This window comes from Pseudomonas sp. lyk4-R2A-10 (assembly GCF_030209075.1).
GTDB classification, from domain to species: domain Bacteria; phylum Pseudomonadota; class Gammaproteobacteria; order Pseudomonadales; family Pseudomonadaceae; genus Aquipseudomonas; species Aquipseudomonas glycinae.
In genome coordinates this window covers 211,277-225,538 of sequence record NZ_JARVSR010000002.1, presented here as the reverse complement: position 1 = coordinate 225,538, position 14,262 = coordinate 211,277, and the positions used below count along the sequence as shown (strand labels likewise).

Below are 14,262 nucleotides of genomic sequence, written 5' to 3'. Positions count from 1 at the left end.
TAGAGGTGCGTATTTGCCGGTCGAAATCAGAACCGGACGGTCGTCGCGGAGTCTACCGATCGATATACTCGCCACCTTGCTCCGGTTTGTAAGGGGTTGCTGTGCGAAAACGCCGTTGGCCCGACCCTTGCTCGGGATTAGCCGGTTTCGCAGAGTTTCTCCTTAGGCGCCTGATGGAAAACGTGACGAACGTAGTATGTTCGGTGCTGAATCGTTTTTCCCGAAGACGGCTACCACCAGCAATACCCAACGAAGAGTCACGGGTCAGAGGCCCCCCGGCATGATAGAGCTCGAACAAGAAGATCCGATCCCGCAAGGCGACCTGGCCTTGCAAATCACCGCGCTTCCCCGCGAAACCAACGGCTTCGGCGATATTTTCGGCGGCTGGCTGGTGGCGCAGATGGACCTGGCCGGCACGGCCATGGCCAGCCGTGTTGCCGGTGGCCGTGTCGCGACCGTGGCCATCGACCGCATGGCGTTTCTGGTGCCGGTGGCTGTCGGCGCGCAATTGTCCTTTTATACCCAGACCCTGGAAATCGGTCGCAGCTCGATCCAGATGATGGTCGAGGTGTGGAGCGACGACCCGCTGTCCAGCGAGTGGCGTAAAGTGACCGAAGCGGTGTTCGTGTTCGTTGCCATCGATGGCAGCGGTCGCACCCGCTCGGTTCCGCCACGCGCACGTTAAACCTCGCGGCCGTTTCACGGTCGATAGTCGTCCAAGTTGCTGATCGAGAGTTGTCCCATGAACACGCCCAACGTTGAAGCCGTGAAACTGGATGAACTGAACTGCTGGCGCATCCGCCACGGTCAGGCCGAAGTGCTGGTGGCCCAGCAAGGCGCGCACATCCTCAGTTATCAGGTGGACGGCCAGCCGCCACTGATCTGGCTGAACGACAAGGCCGTGTTCAAGACCGGCAAGAGCATCCGCGCCGGTGTGCCGGTGTGCTGGCCGTGGTTCGGCAAGTTCGAACGCAACCCGCAGAACGTGCAGGCGATGCGCACGAGCGAAGAACCGGCCGGTGCCCACGGATTTGTCCGGGCGATGGATTGGGAACTGGGCGGCATCGAAACCGAAGGCGAAAGCCTGAAAGTGGAATTCAAGCTGCCCTACCCCGAGGGCGGTTTTCCGGAGTGGCCGCATCAGGTCGACCTGACCCTGACCCTGCGCCTCGACGATCAGTTGCACATCAGTCTGACCAGCCACAACCGTGGCACCGACACCGTCAGCATCAGTCAGGCGCTGCACAGCTATTTCGCGGTCAGCGATGTGCGCAACGTGCGCGTCGAAGGCGTGGATGGCCTGGATTACATCGAGACCCTGGACGACTGGAAAACCTTCACCCAGCAGGGTGATCTGCGTTTTGCCGGGGAAACCGACCGCATCTACCTCGACGCCCCTGCGCAACTGAGCATCGTCGACCCGGCCTGGGAACGGCGCATCGTGCTGACCACCACCGGCTCCCGCACGGCGGTGATCTGGAACCCGTGGATCGACCGCGCCGCTGCGCTCAGCGACATGGACAACGATGGCTGGCAGCGCATGCTCTGCATCGAGACGGCGAACGTGATGAGTGATGTGATGAACCTGGCGCCGGATGCCAGCCACACCATGGGTGTCAGCGTCGGCAGCCAGCCACTCTGAAAACAAAAATCGCAGCCCTGGGGCTGCGATTTTTTTTGCGGGTCTGAATTACAGATCCGATTCCTGCACCACCCGCACCTTGTCTGCCTCCAGCGCATAGGCCGCGTCGGCGAGATCATTGCTGACCTTTTCGATCTTCAGCGTGCCGGTCACCCATAGCGGCGTATAGATGTCATCCAGCTTCAAGCCTTTTGGATAACGCACCAGCACCAGTTGATTCGGTGGCGGTGGCGGCACATGGATGCAGGCGCCCGGGTACGGCACCAGGAAGAACAGCGTGCTGCGACCCTTGGCGTCGGATTCCAGCGGCACCGGATACCCACCGATGCGGATGTGTTTGTCGTTCATCGACGCCACGGTCTTGGTCGAATACATCACCGCCGGCAAACCCTTGGCCTGCTTCATCCCGCCCTTCTGGGTGAAGGTGCCGGTGGCTTCCGGGGAGTTGTGATCGATTTCAGGCATGGCCTCGAGGGCTTTCTGATCCGACTTGGGCATCAGTTCCAGCCAGTCGGTTTCCGGCAGATCGCCGGCGTGGGCCAGACCGCTGCCCAGCAAAAGGAGAGTCAACAGAAAACGGCGCATGAAGGTGCTCGGTAAAGGATGCTCGAAGTAAGGAGGAAACGCTGAATCGCCGAGCATTTTAGCCCTCCCCGCCGGATTGGCAGAGAGGGTTTTGTCGCTTTGGATCAGTTCTTTTTGATCAGGCCGTAGATCACCAGCAGCACGATCGCGCCGACCAGTGCGCCGATGAAGCCTGCGCCCTGACCGGCCTGATAGATGCCCAGGGCCTGGCCGCCGTAGGTGGCTGCCAGCGAACCGCCGATACCGAGCAGGATAGTCATGATCCAGCCCATGCTGTCATCGCCCGGTTTCAGGAACCGCGCCAGCAGGCCGACAATGAGGCCGATAAAGATGGTTCCGATAATTCCCATGGCATTTCCCTCTGAATGGTAGATATGCGATGAAGCCTAGCCAGACTTTCGCATCCTGCCATCAGAGAACGGCGGCCCCTTAATGGTTCCGCCGCTGCCAGATGAAACTGTCGTTACTCGGCGATCAGCGCTTCGACCTTGAGAATCTGTTGCTCGAGGGTCGCCTTGTCCTTGCAGCGCAGGTTGGCGTGACCGACCTTGCGCCCGGCCTTGAAGGCCTTGCCGTAGTGATGCAGGTGGCAATCGTCGATGGCGATGACTTTTTCAACCGGCGGAACAACGCCGATGAAGTTGAGCATCGCGCTCTCGCCGACCTTGGCGGTCGAACCCAGCGGCAGACCGGCAACGGCCCGCAGGTGGTTTTCGAACTGGCTGCACTCGGCGCCTTCGGTGGTCCAGTGCCCGGAGTTGTGCACGCGCGGTGCGATTTCGTTGGCCTTGAGGCCGCCGTCGACTTCAAAGAACTCGAACGCCATCACACCGACATAATCCAGCTGTTTGAGCACGCGGCTGGAATAATCTTCGGCCAGGGCCTGGAGCGGGTGATCGGAGCTGGCGACCGACAGCTTGAGGATGCCGCTGTCGTGGGTGTTGTGCACCAGTGGATAGAACTTCGTCTCGCCATCGCGGGCGCGCACGGCGATCAGCGACACTTCGCCAGTGAATGGCACGAAGCCTTCCAGCAGGCAAGGCACGCTGCCCAGTTCGGCGAAGGTACCGACCACATCTTCCGGCTTGCGCAGGACTTTCTGGCCCTTGCCGTCGTAACCCAGGGTGCGGGTTTTCAGGACGGCCGGCAGGCCGATCGACGCAACGGCGGCGTCCAGGTCGGCTTGCGACTGGATGTCGGCGAACGCTGGGGTCGGAATCCCCAGGTCCTTGAACATGCTCTTTTCGAACCAGCGGTCGCGGGCGATGCGCAGGGCTTCAGCGCTCGGGTAGACCGGCACGAATTGCGAAAGGAACGCCACGGTTTCCGCCGGGACGCTTTCGAACTCGAAGGTCACCAGATCGACTTCATCGGCCAATTGACGCAGGTGATCCTGATCGCCGTAATCGGCCCGCAGGTGTTCGCCCAGCGCAGCGGCGCAAGCGTCCGGCGCAGGGTCGAGGAAAGCGAAGTTCATGCCCAGCGGGGTGCCCGCCAGGGCCAACATGCGACCCAACTGGCCGCCACCGATTACACCGATTTTCATCTCAACAACCTCAGGCAATACGTGGGTCTGGATTGTCCAGGACGCTGTCTGTCTGCTCGGCACGGAAGGTTTTCAGTACCGCGTGGAATTGCGGATGCTTGGCGCCCAGGATGCTCGCCGACAGCAGGGCTGCGTTGATCGCACCGGCCTTGCCGATGGCCAGAGTGGCAACCGGAATACCGGCCGGCATCTGCACGATCGAAAGCAGCGAGTCGACGCCCGAAAGCATGGCTGACTGCACCGGCACGCCCAGCACCGGCAGGTGGGTCTTGGCCGCACACATGCCTGGCAGGTGGGCTGCGCCACCGGCACCGGCGATGATCACCTCGATGCCGCGGCCTTCAGCCTCTTCGGCGTACTGGAACAGCAGATCCGGGGTGCGGTGGGCGGAAACCACCTTGACCTCGTAAGGGATGCCGAGCTTTTCCAGCATATCGGCGGTGTGGCTAAGGGTGGACCAATCGGACTTGGAGCCCATGATCACGCCAACCAGTGCACTCATCGTCGCGCCTCTTCTCTCTGGGCGCCCGCAGGCGCGTCAAAAACAACAAGCCACGCAGGATGCGTGGCTTGTTGTAGGAAAAATGGCCGGACGAACCGGCCGAAGGCCGCGCAGTATACCGCAAAGAAAGCAATAAACAGCCCCCGTTGCGACCATCTGTCATCTGCCTTGAATACCTGACTTTACTGACTCAAAAATCAAGAATACACCTTGGATTTTCCCAACTTAAAAAACACCCGCTTGATTGCATGGCGACTGCACTTCGACACTTCCCTTAACTTCACGCAATAAAAACAAAAACACTCCAGAAAGTAATCAACGATTAATAGTTTATATTCAACCCACTCCCGACGCTCACTACTCAATTGAATAACCGGGCATCCAAAAAACATTCAACAGCACATCTTTACCACAAAACCCAATACAAACCGGCTACGTCATTCCAACTGACGAAGCACCAAAATCATAAAAAGGATAACCATGTTCAAGGAACCACTGGCACTACTTGTCTTCATCCACCAGGACTTGGCTGATTACAGTAAAGACGACCTTTACGAAAATTGTTTCTCGTGGCTCTCCGAGGAAATGGAGAGTATTTCCGGCCGCAAGATGTTGATTCGCCTGATCAGCCCGGAAGAGGCGCCAGGTCTGACCAATCATCCGTATAAAAACAGTGATGCCAGCACTTCGCTGAGCGCCTGGAAAATCGCCGTCGACAACTACCGACGCAACCGTCCGAGGAAAGATCTGAACCCGCGCTTCAACAAATTCTTGCTACTGACGCGCAGCGCTATCAATAGCCAAGTACTAGGAATTGCCGATTTGCCAGGCTACGCGGGTATAGCCTCAATAGAAAAACGTCGCACTGCTGCTCACGAAGTTGGCCATATGTTCAATGCAGTACACCAAGACAGCGAAGTCTTATACAACGGTTGGTGGAGTGAAACAGTCATGAAACCGACTGATGATTTTTCTGAACTTCGCCACGATGCCGATCGCTTCAGTGATAAAAACCGAGAGAACATCCGAGCCTATCTGGACGCAAAGAAAACATCAGGTCCGACACGAGCAGTCCCGCGCCCCGAATATGATGATGAAGAGGACTGAAGCAGATACACGCCTGCTTCATTCCCGGCTTTCCGTTACGCGCTATCAGTGCTCCATCAAGATGAGGAGCCCGCCGCACCACCTTCAAGCTTGCGCCACAACAACCGCACGTTGGCCTTGCGCACCAGCGCGCAGCGGTACAGGCGAATCTCCAGCGGCACATGCCATTGCGAGCCGCCGCAAACCACCAGTTCACCGCGGGCCAGTTCAGCCCGCACGCTGAGTTGCGGCACCCAGGCAATGCCGAGACCTTCCAGCGCCATGCTTTTCAGGCTGTCGGCCATGGCCGTTTCATAAATCGTGGTGAAGCGCAGCTGACGCTGGCGCAGCAAGCCATTCACCGAACGCCCGAGAAACGCCCCGGCGCTGTACGCCAGCAACGGCACACTGCCCTCGCCTTCCAGATCGAACAACGGTTTGCCATTGGCATCTGCCGCACACACAGGAAGCATTTCGGTCTGGCCCAGGTGCAGCGACGGGAAGATTTCCGGGTCCATCTGCATGGCGGCGTCCGGGTCGTAGAACGCCAGCATCAGATCGCAACCACCTTCACGCAGCGCGTGCACCGCGTCACCGACGTTGGTCGCTACCAGCCGCGTGGCAATGTTCAGGCCTTCGTTGCGCAGTTGAGCGATCCAGCGCGGGAAGAATCCGAGCGCCAACGAATGCGCCGCTGCGACCTGGATCACTTCGCCTTGCCCACCTTCGAGGTGATGCAAATGGCGCAACACTTCACCGAGCTGTTCGACCACGGTGCGCGCGGTCACCAGGAACAGTTGTCCCGCCGCCGTCAGCTCGATCGGCGTACGCGAGCGGTTGACCAGCGTCAGTCCGAGAGCCGCTTCCAGGCTGCGGATCCGCCGACTGAACGCCGGCTGGGTCACGAAGCGCCGTTCGGCCGCCTGCGAGAAGCTGCGGGTGGCGGCCAGAGCACTGAAGTCCTCGAGCCATTTGCTTTCCAGATTCATCACATCCTCCCGGACACGCACCAAAACAGGTCACACGTCTGCCGCGCACGCGGCGTCACACGGGCATTATGCCGAATGTGCATAGGGCAGTGTTTAACAGCATTGGCCCAAAAATTCCCACAAGCCTAGCATTCGCAGCGTTCCGGCACAGACCGGGTCCATATCGAGATGATTTCTATCATGTCCTCCGCTGCATCATTCCGCACAGAAAACGACCTGCTTGGCACCCTCGAAGTCCCTGCTCAAGCGTATTACGGCATCCAGACCCTGCGAGCGGTGAACAACTTCCGTCTCTCGGGCGTTCCGATTTCGCACTACCCGAAGCTGGTTGTCGGTCTGGCGATGGTCAAACAGGCTGCCGCTGACGCCAACCGCGAGCTGGGTCACCTGAGCGAAGCCAAGCACGCTGCCATCAGCGAAGCCTGTGCCCGTCTGATCCGCGGTGATTTCCACGAAGAGTTCGTGGTCGACATGATTCAAGGTGGCGCCGGTACCTCCACCAACATGAACGCCAACGAAGTGATCGCCAACATCGCGCTGGAAGCGATGGGTCACCAGAAAGGCGAATACCAGTACCTGCACCCGAACGACGACGTGAACATGGCGCAGTCGACCAACGACGCCTACCCGACCGCGATCCGCCTGGGTCTGCTGCTGGGTCACGACGCGCTGCTGGCCAGCCTCGACAGCCTGATTCAGGCATTCGCGGCCAAGGGTGAAGAATTCAACCACGTCCTGAAGATGGGCCGTACCCAGCTGCAAGACGCCGTGCCGATGACCCTGGGTCAAGAGTTCCGTGCTTTCGCCACCACCATGGGCGAAGACCTGGCCCGTCTGAAGACGCTGGCCCCGGAACTGCTGACTGAAGTGAACCTGGGCGGCACCGCGATCGGTACCGGCATCAACGCCGACCCGCGCTACCAGGCCCTGGCCGTACAGCGTCTGGCGCTGATCAGCGGTCAACCGCTGGTTCCAGCCGCTGACCTGATCGAAGCCACTTCCGACATGGGCGCCTTCGTGCTGTTCTCCGGCATGCTCAAGCGCACCGCGGTCAAGCTGTCGAAGATCTGCAACGACCTGCGCCTGCTGTCCAGCGGCCCGCGCACCGGCATCAACGAAATCAACCTGCCGGCGCGTCAGCCAGGCAGCTCGATCATGCCAGGCAAGGTCAACCCGGTAATCCCGGAAGCCGTGAACCAAGTGGCATTCCAGGTCATCGGTAACGATCTGGCGCTGACCATGGCAGCCGAAGGCGGCCAGCTGCAGCTGAACGTGATGGAGCCGCTGATCGCCTTCAAGATCCTCGACTCGATCCGCCTGCTGCAACGCGCCATGGACATGCTGCGCGAGCACTGCATCGTCGGCATCACCGCCAACGAAGCGCGCTGCCGCGAACTGGTCGAACACTCGATCGGCCTGGTCACCGCACTGAACCCGTACATCGGCTACAAAAACGCCACCCGCATCGCCCGTATCGCCCTTGAAAGCGGCCGCGGCGTACTGGAACTGGTGCGCGAAGAAGGTCTGCTCGACGAAGCCATGCTCGCCGACATCCTGCGCCCGGAAAACATGATTGCTCCGCGTCTGGTGCCTCTGAAGGCCTGATCCGACGCGTTACTTGTAGCACCGCTCACCAGGTCGAGGGACTAGACACCTCTCACCTTTTGAGGGCTTGGGGATCGTTCCCCGAGCCCTTTTTTTTAACTGTTTGAACCTGAGAACCGTATGTATGAAAACTGACCGCCAATCAGCTTTCACACAAACCCGACGCCGGTAACGTCGGGTGTTTCAAAGCTTCGTTTCGTCGCTTGCACCACAACCGTGCAGACGGGCGCCGCACTGATCGGTATAGTGCCGCCCCTCTTCGCGTGAGCGGTCGTCGGTAACGAGGCCATAACCCATGCGAAACCCGAACTAATAACAAACCCGCGATATGGATCCGGGACGAACCCTCGCCTCGCCCGTTGTGCCGCACGCACACCGGTGTAACGCGATGTTTCTGACCATCCAGCATTTGCTTAAACAATAAACAGCGAGGAAAAATCCATGCTCGAAGTCATCAACGACTTCCTCTCAGGGAAAGTACTGATCGTGCTCATTGTCGGGCTCGGTAGCTACTTCACGATTCGCTCGCGTTTCGTTCAATTGCGCCACTTCTTCCACATGTTCGCGGTGTTCCGCGACAGCCTCAAAGGCAGCGCCGGGCAACTCAGCTCGTTCCAGGCCCTGATGCTCAGCCTCGCCGGCCGCGTCGGTGCAGGCAACATCGCCGGTGTCGGCATCGCCGTGACCCTGGGTGGTCCGGGTGCGGTGTTCTGGATGTGGGTGACCGCACTGGTCGGCATGTCCAGCAGCTTCTTCGAATGTACGCTGGCCCAGGTCTACAAGCGCGCCGATGGCGACGGCCTGTACCGTGGCGGTCCGGCCTACTACATCCAGCACGGCCTGAAGCTCAAGGGCATGGCGGTGGTGTTCTCGATCCTGCTGCTGGTCACCTACGGCTTCGCCTTCATCGGCCTGCAGTCCTACACCGTGACCCACTCGCTGCAAAACGCTTTCGCCTTCGACCCGCAACACACCGGCATCGTCCTGGCAGTGCTGCTGGCCATCACCTTCATCGGCGGCATCAAGCGCATCGCTTCGGTGTCTGACCTGCTGGTACCGATCAAGACCCTGGCCTACATCGGCGTGACCCTGTATGTGATCGGCACCCAGATCGAACACGTGCCAGCCATGCTGGTCACCATCTTCAAAAGCGCCTTCGGTCTCGACCCGGCCTTCGGCGGCCTGCTCGGCAGCGCAATCGTGATGGGCGTGAAACGTGGCGTGTTCGCCAACGAAGCGGGCCTGGGCAGTGCGCCGAACGTCGCCGCCGTGGCCGCCGTGAAGCACCCGGGCGCTCAGGGCGTGGTTCAGGCGTTCAGCGTGTTCCTCGACACGTTCGTGATCTGCACCTGCACCGCACTGCTGATCCTGCTGTCGGGCTTCTACACCCCGGGCTTCGAAGGTGACGGCATCGTCCTGACCCAGAACTCGCTGGCCGCCGTGGTGGGTGACTGGGGCCGCATGTTCGTCAGCGTCGCGCTGTCGCTGTTCGTCTTCACGTGCATCCTCTACAACTACTACCTGGGCGAAAACAGCCTGCAGTTCCTCACCCGCAACCGCGCTGCGCTGATGACGTTCCGCGGTCTGGTGCTGGCGCTGGTGGTCTGGGGTTCGATGCAGGATCTGTCGACCGTGTTCGCCTTCGCCGACATCACCATGACCTGCCTGGCCTTCGTCAACCTGATGGCCCTGGCCTTGCTGTTCAAGGTCGGCATGCGCGTGATGCGCGACTACGATGCGCAGCGCCGCGCAGGCGTCGACCAACCGGTGTTCGACTCCAGCAAGTTCAGCGACCTGGATCTGGACCTGAAAGCCTGGCCTGCCAACCCGTCGGCCGACACCCAGGCCAACGCTCAGCCGCAAGGCATCCCGGCAGCGCAACGCTGATCGGGTAAAAACCAGGCGCAGATCCTGCGCCCGGCGTGACACAAGCAGCGGTCGGCGTCATGCTCGACCGCATGCTGTCCTCGTTCAGGAGAACTCCCCATGAATTCCTCGACCTACCCTGCCGCCCAGCACGTCATGGTGCTGTACACCGGTGGCACCATCGGCATGCAGGCCAGCGCCAATGGCCTGGCCCCGGCCTCCGGTTTCGAAGCGCGGATGCGCGATTACCTGCACAGCCAGCCGGAGCTGGTGGTGCCGCAGTGGCGCTTTCGCGAGATGTCGCCGCTGATCGACAGCGCCAACATGACCCCGGCGTACTGGCAGCAACTGCGTGAAGCGGTGGTCGACGCCGTCGATGTGCAAGGTTGCGACAGCGTGCTGATCCTGCACGGCACCGACACCCTGGCCTACAGCGCCGCCGCCATGAGCTTCCAGTTGCTCGGCCTGCACGCCCGCGTGTGCTTCACCGGCTCGATGCTGCCGGCCGGCGTCACCGACAGCGACGCCTGGGAAAACCTCAGCGGCGCACTGGTCGCCCTCGGCCACGGCCTGGCGCCGGGCGTGCACCTGTACTTCCACGGCGAGCTGCTGGCGCCGACCCGTTGCGCAAAAGTGCGCAGCTTCGGCCGTCACCCGTTCAAACGCCTGGAGCGCCAGGGTGGCGGCGTGAAAGCCACTTCCCTGCCGGCAGCGCTGAACTACAACCAACCGAAGCAACTGGCAAAAGTTGCCGTGTTGCCGCTGTTCCCGGGCATTGGCGCCGAGATCATCGACGGCCTGCTCGACAGCGGCATTCAGGGTCTGGTGCTGGAGTGCTACGGCAGCGGCACCGGGCCGAGCGACAACCCGCAATTCCTCGCCAGCCTCGGCCGGGCGCGGGACAGCGGCGTGGTCGTGGTGGCGGTCACGCAGTGCCATGAAGGCGGTGTGGAACTGGATGTGTATGAAGCCGGCAGCCGCTTGCGCGGTGTTGGCGTGTTGTCCGGTGGCGGCATGACTCGCGAGGCAGCGTTCGGCAAGTTACACGGGTTGCTGGGGGCAGGACTCGAAGTAACAAACATTCGGCAGCTTGTGGAACTGGATCTCTGTGGAGAACTGTCTTTGTAACTTGGTTCGTTCTGCAGTCAACTGATCAATGACGATCAAAAATACCCCTCCTTACTGCCAATGGAGGGGTATCAACTATTTCACAGACTGAACAATAAAGAGATGCGCCGCCAATTTTTCCGTTTCAGGATTTTGCGGATCACCACGATAAACTGTTGCTCTAACGTCGCATTCATACTTTCCCGTGACGCTGTCAAACGTTGTATTTAAAATAATTGCTGTGTCCGCCCACCAACGCACATCACCAACACTTAGCTTCGTATTTAAATATTCGCGCTTACTCATTTGAAGTGTATAGGTACTCAAGTTCAGCGCTGACTCTGGGATCTCAAGGTTAAAATCAGAATGCTTGCTCTTAAATATAAGAATTATACTTCTTCCGTGTTGACCATTATTTACCACAAAGGAGTCGGCATCAGAGAGTAAGTGTTTGTTACCTACTGCCCCTTCAACGTGCCCCTCAGTTGCAGGATTCTTTCCATTTCCATATTTTTCCCATATTTTCCATATCATCCCATTGAGCCTCGACATCACTATCTTTCGAACTCATTTCCCATTCTCCTCTATTGAAAAACTTCACAGACATTACGACTGCAAACTTGAGCGTAGCCCCAGAAAATACAAATCAAATAAAAAAACGAAAATCAAGAAAACCAGTAACTAAACGACCAACGGTGCACTTATATTTGAGAACTTGTTACTTCTGACACTCGTCAAAAGAGCAATCTCGCATTAAGTTAAACAGGCGGGAGCCATGACCCTATAACTAACAAATCAATCTGGTCTCCTCTGTTAACTTTAATTAGCGCAAACAACTGAAACCGGCAGGTGGCATGTAATTTGCTCCTTCAAAGTTGTATTCGCTCAGGACATTCCCATGCTCCACTCCCACCTCACCACCCTCAACGCCGTCTCCCTGATGCTCATCACCTTCAGGGATCAGGGCCTGTCCAGCGAAGCGCTGCTGGCCGGCAGCAGCATCGGTGCGGCGGAACGAGTCGCCCTCGGCCACGGCCTGGCGCCGGGCGTGCATCTTCGTGGTTGCGGTCACGCAGTCGAAGCGGGCAGCCGCTTGCGTGGTGTGGGCATGCTGTCCGGTGGCGGGATGAATCGTGAGGCAGCGTTTGGCAAGTTGAATGCCTTGCTGGTGGGGGCAGGCCTTGAAACGGCCGAAGTACGACGTCTGGTCGAACTCGATCTATGAAGTGAGCTAATCTGATTCGACGTACAAACCTGCAGCCGGATAGATATGGCCCTGCCCCAATGGATGTTAGGGGGCAGGGTCAATAGACCTGGACAACTCCACAGGCTTCTCGCTCTCGATACGTGAAGATTTGCGTTAATCACTTGATGCTGAAAATGCCGTCTTTTAACTGTTTGATCGTGCTGTCTGGATGAGCGAACTCGGCCTCCACGATTCCGTAAAAATATCCGCCGATGGGATCCCGATTTATTTGGATGACCCCGCTCGTAGCAATATTATGTTCATCTTTGTAGATAGCTTGAATGGACCCGTACTCTTCTGGAATACGAACCTTTTTTCCAAGATCTTTTGCATCAATGAAGAACGCGATCGTTTGCTCGAGTTTATTGTCAGGACCCAAAATGGCGAAAGCAATCAAAATATTACTTTCAGGGTCAAGCCTGTAGGCAGAGAGCCTGACATCTTGCCCATCACGATTTATCTTAATCTCGCCCTCAAGCGCGTTTTTCGCGATTAGATCGATTTTTTTATTCAGATCTTCAAAAGATTTCATTGCCTGATTCTCCGTAGGGATAAAACTGGATTTCACATCTGTTACTGCCATGGTTCAGTCTATGAATTTGCCAGAATGAAAGCCGTCAACCCATTGCCAACTCCAGATTGATCGTACTCCAACAGGCCGAATCCAGTGACACGACCATTCGAAAATAGATGCGGAAGTGCACCAAGTCAAACCAAAAACCGCTCCCGACAAACGGTACACTTTACGGGAAAAACCTGTAACTTCTGACAGTAGCCAGCAAATATCAAATAATATAAATTAATTGAGCGCCGCTCTAACTTATTACTGCCAAATTTCTATTTTTGCTTGTGATGAGCATTTAAAAAACAACAAATCGTCCAACTAACGAATCGGGCAAAGTTATCTTGCTGATTTTCGACAGCTGTCGCCGGCACATAACTTGCTCGCCTTTCCGGCACCGCCCGGCTGGAAGATCCTATGCTTCACTCCCACCTCACCACCCTCAACGCCGTCGCCCTGGTGCTCAACACCTTCAGGGATCAAGGCCTGTCCAGCGAAGCACTGCTCGCCGGCAGCGGCATCAGCGCGGCGGATCTAAGCCGGGCCGACACCCGCATTACCACCAATCAGGAGATGCAGGTCTGCGCCAATGCGGTCGCGCTCAAGCACGACATCGGCCTGGAGCTGGGCCGGCGCATGCATGTTTCCTGCTACGGCATCCTCGGTTACGCGCTGCTGACCTGTGCCACCTTCGGTGACGCTTTGCGGCTGGCGATCCGTTATCCGGCGCTGCTGGGAACACTTTTCGAACTGAGCCTGGAAGACGACGGCGAGCGCGTCTGGTTCGTCGCCGCCGATTACCGCGAAAGCCCGGCGATGGCCGTATTCAACGCCGAGTTCTGTCTGGTGTCGCTGAAAGTCATCTGCGACGACCTGCTCGGCCATCCGCTGCCATTGCTGGCCGCGCGCTTCGAACACGCCGCGCCGGATTACCGCGACAGCTACGCCGAACACTTCAAGGCGCCGCTGCACTTCGGCGCCAAGGACAACGCCTTCGCCTTCGACCGGCGCTGGCTCGACCAGCCGCTGCCGCTGGCCGACATCATCACCCACCAGGCCATGGCCGAGCGTTGCCGCAAACAGAACACCGAGTTCACCGGCCGCCAGGCATGGCTGGGTCGGATCCGCCAGTTGCTCAGCGCCCAACTCAACGCCGCACCGGGGCTGGAAGGCCTGGCGCAACAGATGAACTGCTCGCCGCGCACCCTGCGCCGGCATCTGAAGGACATGGGTTGCAGCTATCAGGAATTGCTCGACGAACTGCGTTTCGAGCGGGCCAAGCAGATGCTTTGCGAGGATCAGTTGCCGATTTATCGCATCGCCGAAACCCTCGGCTTCAGCGAGACCGCAAGCTTCCGCCATGCCTTCGTGCGCTGGAGCGGTGTGGCACCGAGTCAATTCCGGCCACACGGTTAAACCGTCGAGGGGCGATATCAGGTCAGTATTTTTGGCCACATCGATCCCCTTTTGGCCTCTCTGGCCGTTCTCCGATTCGCCTCGCGCCGCAACACTGGAGCCAACCGAAT

At 58.7% G+C, this 14,262-nt stretch carries 14 protein-coding genes and 1 pseudogene; 8 read left to right on the top strand and 7 right to left on the bottom strand.

Features of this window, described 5'->3' with window-relative positions:
* Positions 1-280: 280 nt before the first annotated feature.
* On the top strand, positions 281-685 hold the full coding sequence (locus QRN46_RS03275) for an acyl-CoA thioesterase (protein WP_003229628.1): 405 nt from the start codon (positions 281-283) through the stop codon (positions 683-685).
* Positions 686-742: 57 nt separating this feature from the next.
* A complete protein-coding gene (locus tag QRN46_RS03270) occupies positions 743-1,642 on the top strand; it encodes a D-hexose-6-phosphate mutarotase (protein WP_011336619.1) in 900 nt (299 codons plus the stop codon).
* A gap of 48 nt (positions 1,643-1,690) precedes the next feature.
* Here QRN46_RS03270 and QRN46_RS03265 read toward each other — a convergent pair whose 3' ends face one another.
* The 4 genes from QRN46_RS03265 to purE all read right to left on the bottom strand — a co-directional run bounded on the left by QRN46_RS03265 (position 1,691) and on the right by purE (position 4,275).
* Complete coding sequence (locus tag QRN46_RS03265; protein ID WP_201819780.1) at positions 1,691-2,227, bottom strand: DUF3299 domain-containing protein; 537 nt, start codon at positions 2,225-2,227, stop codon at positions 1,691-1,693.
* A 104-nt stretch (positions 2,228-2,331) separates the two neighbouring features.
* The gene (locus QRN46_RS03260) at positions 2,332-2,577 is read right to left on the bottom strand and encodes a GlsB/YeaQ/YmgE family stress response membrane protein (protein WP_003229635.1); all 246 of its coding nucleotides are present in this window, start codon (positions 2,575-2,577) and stop codon (positions 2,332-2,334) included.
* Positions 2,578-2,690: 113 nt separating this feature from the next.
* Complete coding sequence (locus QRN46_RS03255; protein ID WP_011336621.1) at positions 2,691-3,773, bottom strand: 5-(carboxyamino)imidazole ribonucleotide synthase; 1,083 nt, start codon at positions 3,771-3,773, stop codon at positions 2,691-2,693.
* A gap of 10 nt (positions 3,774-3,783) precedes the next feature.
* A complete protein-coding gene (purE, locus tag QRN46_RS03250; RefSeq protein ID WP_007954291.1) occupies positions 3,784-4,275 on the bottom strand; it encodes a 5-(carboxyamino)imidazole ribonucleotide mutase in 492 nt (163 codons plus the stop codon).
* Positions 4,276-4,755: 480 nt separating this feature from the next.
* Here purE and QRN46_RS03245 point away from each other — a divergent pair, with 480 nt between their 5' ends.
* Entirely contained in the window at positions 4,756-5,382 is a 627-nt protein-coding gene (locus QRN46_RS03245) for a zinc metalloprotease (RefSeq protein WP_285354278.1), read from the top strand.
* A 56-nt stretch (positions 5,383-5,438) separates the two neighbouring features.
* Here the strand turns inward: QRN46_RS03245 and QRN46_RS03240 are convergent, their stop codons facing one another.
* Entirely contained in the window at positions 5,439-6,350 is a 912-nt protein-coding gene (locus QRN46_RS03240; protein ID WP_011336623.1) for a LysR substrate-binding domain-containing protein, read from the bottom strand.
* Positions 6,351-6,530: 180 nt separating this feature from the next.
* On the opposite strand from QRN46_RS03240, the gene aspA reads away from it, so the two are divergent.
* The 3 genes from aspA (at position 6,531) to QRN46_RS03225 (ending at position 10,949) form a co-directional block, all read left to right on the top strand.
* Positions 6,531-7,955, top strand: coding sequence for an aspartate ammonia-lyase (gene aspA, locus QRN46_RS03235; RefSeq protein WP_039765095.1), 1,425 nt, complete (start codon positions 6,531-6,533; stop codon positions 7,953-7,955).
* A 441-nt stretch (positions 7,956-8,396) separates the two neighbouring features.
* Positions 8,397-9,842, top strand: coding sequence for an alanine/glycine:cation symporter family protein (locus QRN46_RS03230; RefSeq protein ID WP_011336625.1), 1,446 nt, complete (start codon positions 8,397-8,399; stop codon positions 9,840-9,842).
* A gap of 99 nt (positions 9,843-9,941) precedes the next feature.
* Positions 9,942-10,949, top strand: coding sequence for an asparaginase (locus QRN46_RS03225; RefSeq protein WP_011336626.1), 1,008 nt, complete (start codon positions 9,942-9,944; stop codon positions 10,947-10,949).
* A gap of 75 nt (positions 10,950-11,024) precedes the next feature.
* On the opposite strand, the gene QRN46_RS03220 is transcribed toward QRN46_RS03225, so the two are convergent.
* Positions 11,025-11,480, bottom strand: a complete 456-nt coding sequence (locus QRN46_RS03220; RefSeq protein ID WP_285354277.1) for a hypothetical protein — start codon at positions 11,478-11,480, stop codon at positions 11,025-11,027.
* A 526-nt stretch (positions 11,481-12,006) separates the two neighbouring features.
* Between QRN46_RS03220 and QRN46_RS03215 the strand changes: the two are divergent.
* A pseudogene (locus QRN46_RS03215) lies at positions 12,007-12,153 on the top strand (asparaginase); the annotation flags it as partial.
* Between the two features lie 139 nt (positions 12,154-12,292).
* Here QRN46_RS03215 and QRN46_RS03210 read toward each other — a convergent pair.
* Positions 12,293-12,757 (bottom strand): hypothetical protein, encoded by a 465-nt coding sequence (locus QRN46_RS03210; RefSeq protein WP_011336627.1) that lies wholly within the window; start codon positions 12,755-12,757, stop codon positions 12,293-12,295.
* 396 nt (positions 12,758-13,153) lie between these two features.
* On the opposite strand from QRN46_RS03210, the gene QRN46_RS03205 reads away from it, so the two are divergent.
* On the top strand, positions 13,154-14,152 hold the full coding sequence (locus QRN46_RS03205; RefSeq protein ID WP_011336628.1) for an AraC family transcriptional regulator: 999 nt from the start codon (positions 13,154-13,156) through the stop codon (positions 14,150-14,152).
* Positions 14,153-14,262 lie beyond the last annotated feature (110 nt).

Excerpts from the sequence above, each read along its gene's own strand:
- QRN46_RS03275 (WP_003229628.1), top strand. The coding sequence starts at position 281 with ATGATAGAGCTCGAACAAGAAGATCCGATCCCGCAAGGCGACCTGGCC.
- QRN46_RS03270 (WP_011336619.1), top strand. The coding sequence starts at position 743 with ATGAACACGCCCAACGTTGAAGCCGTGAAACTGGATGAACTGAACTGC.
- QRN46_RS03265 (WP_201819780.1), bottom strand. The coding sequence starts at position 2,227 with ATGCGCCGTTTTCTGTTGACTCTCCTTTTGCTGGGCAGCGGTCTGGCC.
- QRN46_RS03260 (WP_003229635.1), bottom strand. The coding sequence starts at position 2,577 with ATGGGAATTATCGGAACCATCTTTATCGGCCTCATTGTCGGCCTGCTG.
- QRN46_RS03255 (WP_011336621.1), bottom strand. The coding sequence starts at position 3,773 with ATGAAAATCGGTGTAATCGGTGGCGGCCAGTTGGGTCGCATGTTGGCC.
- purE (WP_007954291.1), bottom strand. The coding sequence starts at position 4,275 with ATGAGTGCACTGGTTGGCGTGATCATGGGCTCCAAGTCCGATTGGTCC.
- QRN46_RS03245 (WP_285354278.1), top strand. The coding sequence starts at position 4,756 with ATGTTCAAGGAACCACTGGCACTACTTGTCTTCATCCACCAGGACTTG.
- QRN46_RS03240 (WP_011336623.1), bottom strand. The coding sequence starts at position 6,350 with ATGAATCTGGAAAGCAAATGGCTCGAGGACTTCAGTGCTCTGGCCGCC.
- aspA (WP_039765095.1), top strand. The coding sequence starts at position 6,531 with ATGTCCTCCGCTGCATCATTCCGCACAGAAAACGACCTGCTTGGCACC.
- QRN46_RS03230 (WP_011336625.1), top strand. The coding sequence starts at position 8,397 with ATGCTCGAAGTCATCAACGACTTCCTCTCAGGGAAAGTACTGATCGTG.
- QRN46_RS03225 (WP_011336626.1), top strand. The coding sequence starts at position 9,942 with ATGAATTCCTCGACCTACCCTGCCGCCCAGCACGTCATGGTGCTGTAC.
- QRN46_RS03220 (WP_285354277.1), bottom strand. The coding sequence starts at position 11,480 with ATGTCGAGGCTCAATGGGATGATATGGAAAATATGGGAAAAATATGGA.
- QRN46_RS03210 (WP_011336627.1), bottom strand. The coding sequence starts at position 12,757 with ATGGCAGTAACAGATGTGAAATCCAGTTTTATCCCTACGGAGAATCAG.
- QRN46_RS03205 (WP_011336628.1), top strand. The coding sequence starts at position 13,154 with ATGCTTCACTCCCACCTCACCACCCTCAACGCCGTCGCCCTGGTGCTC.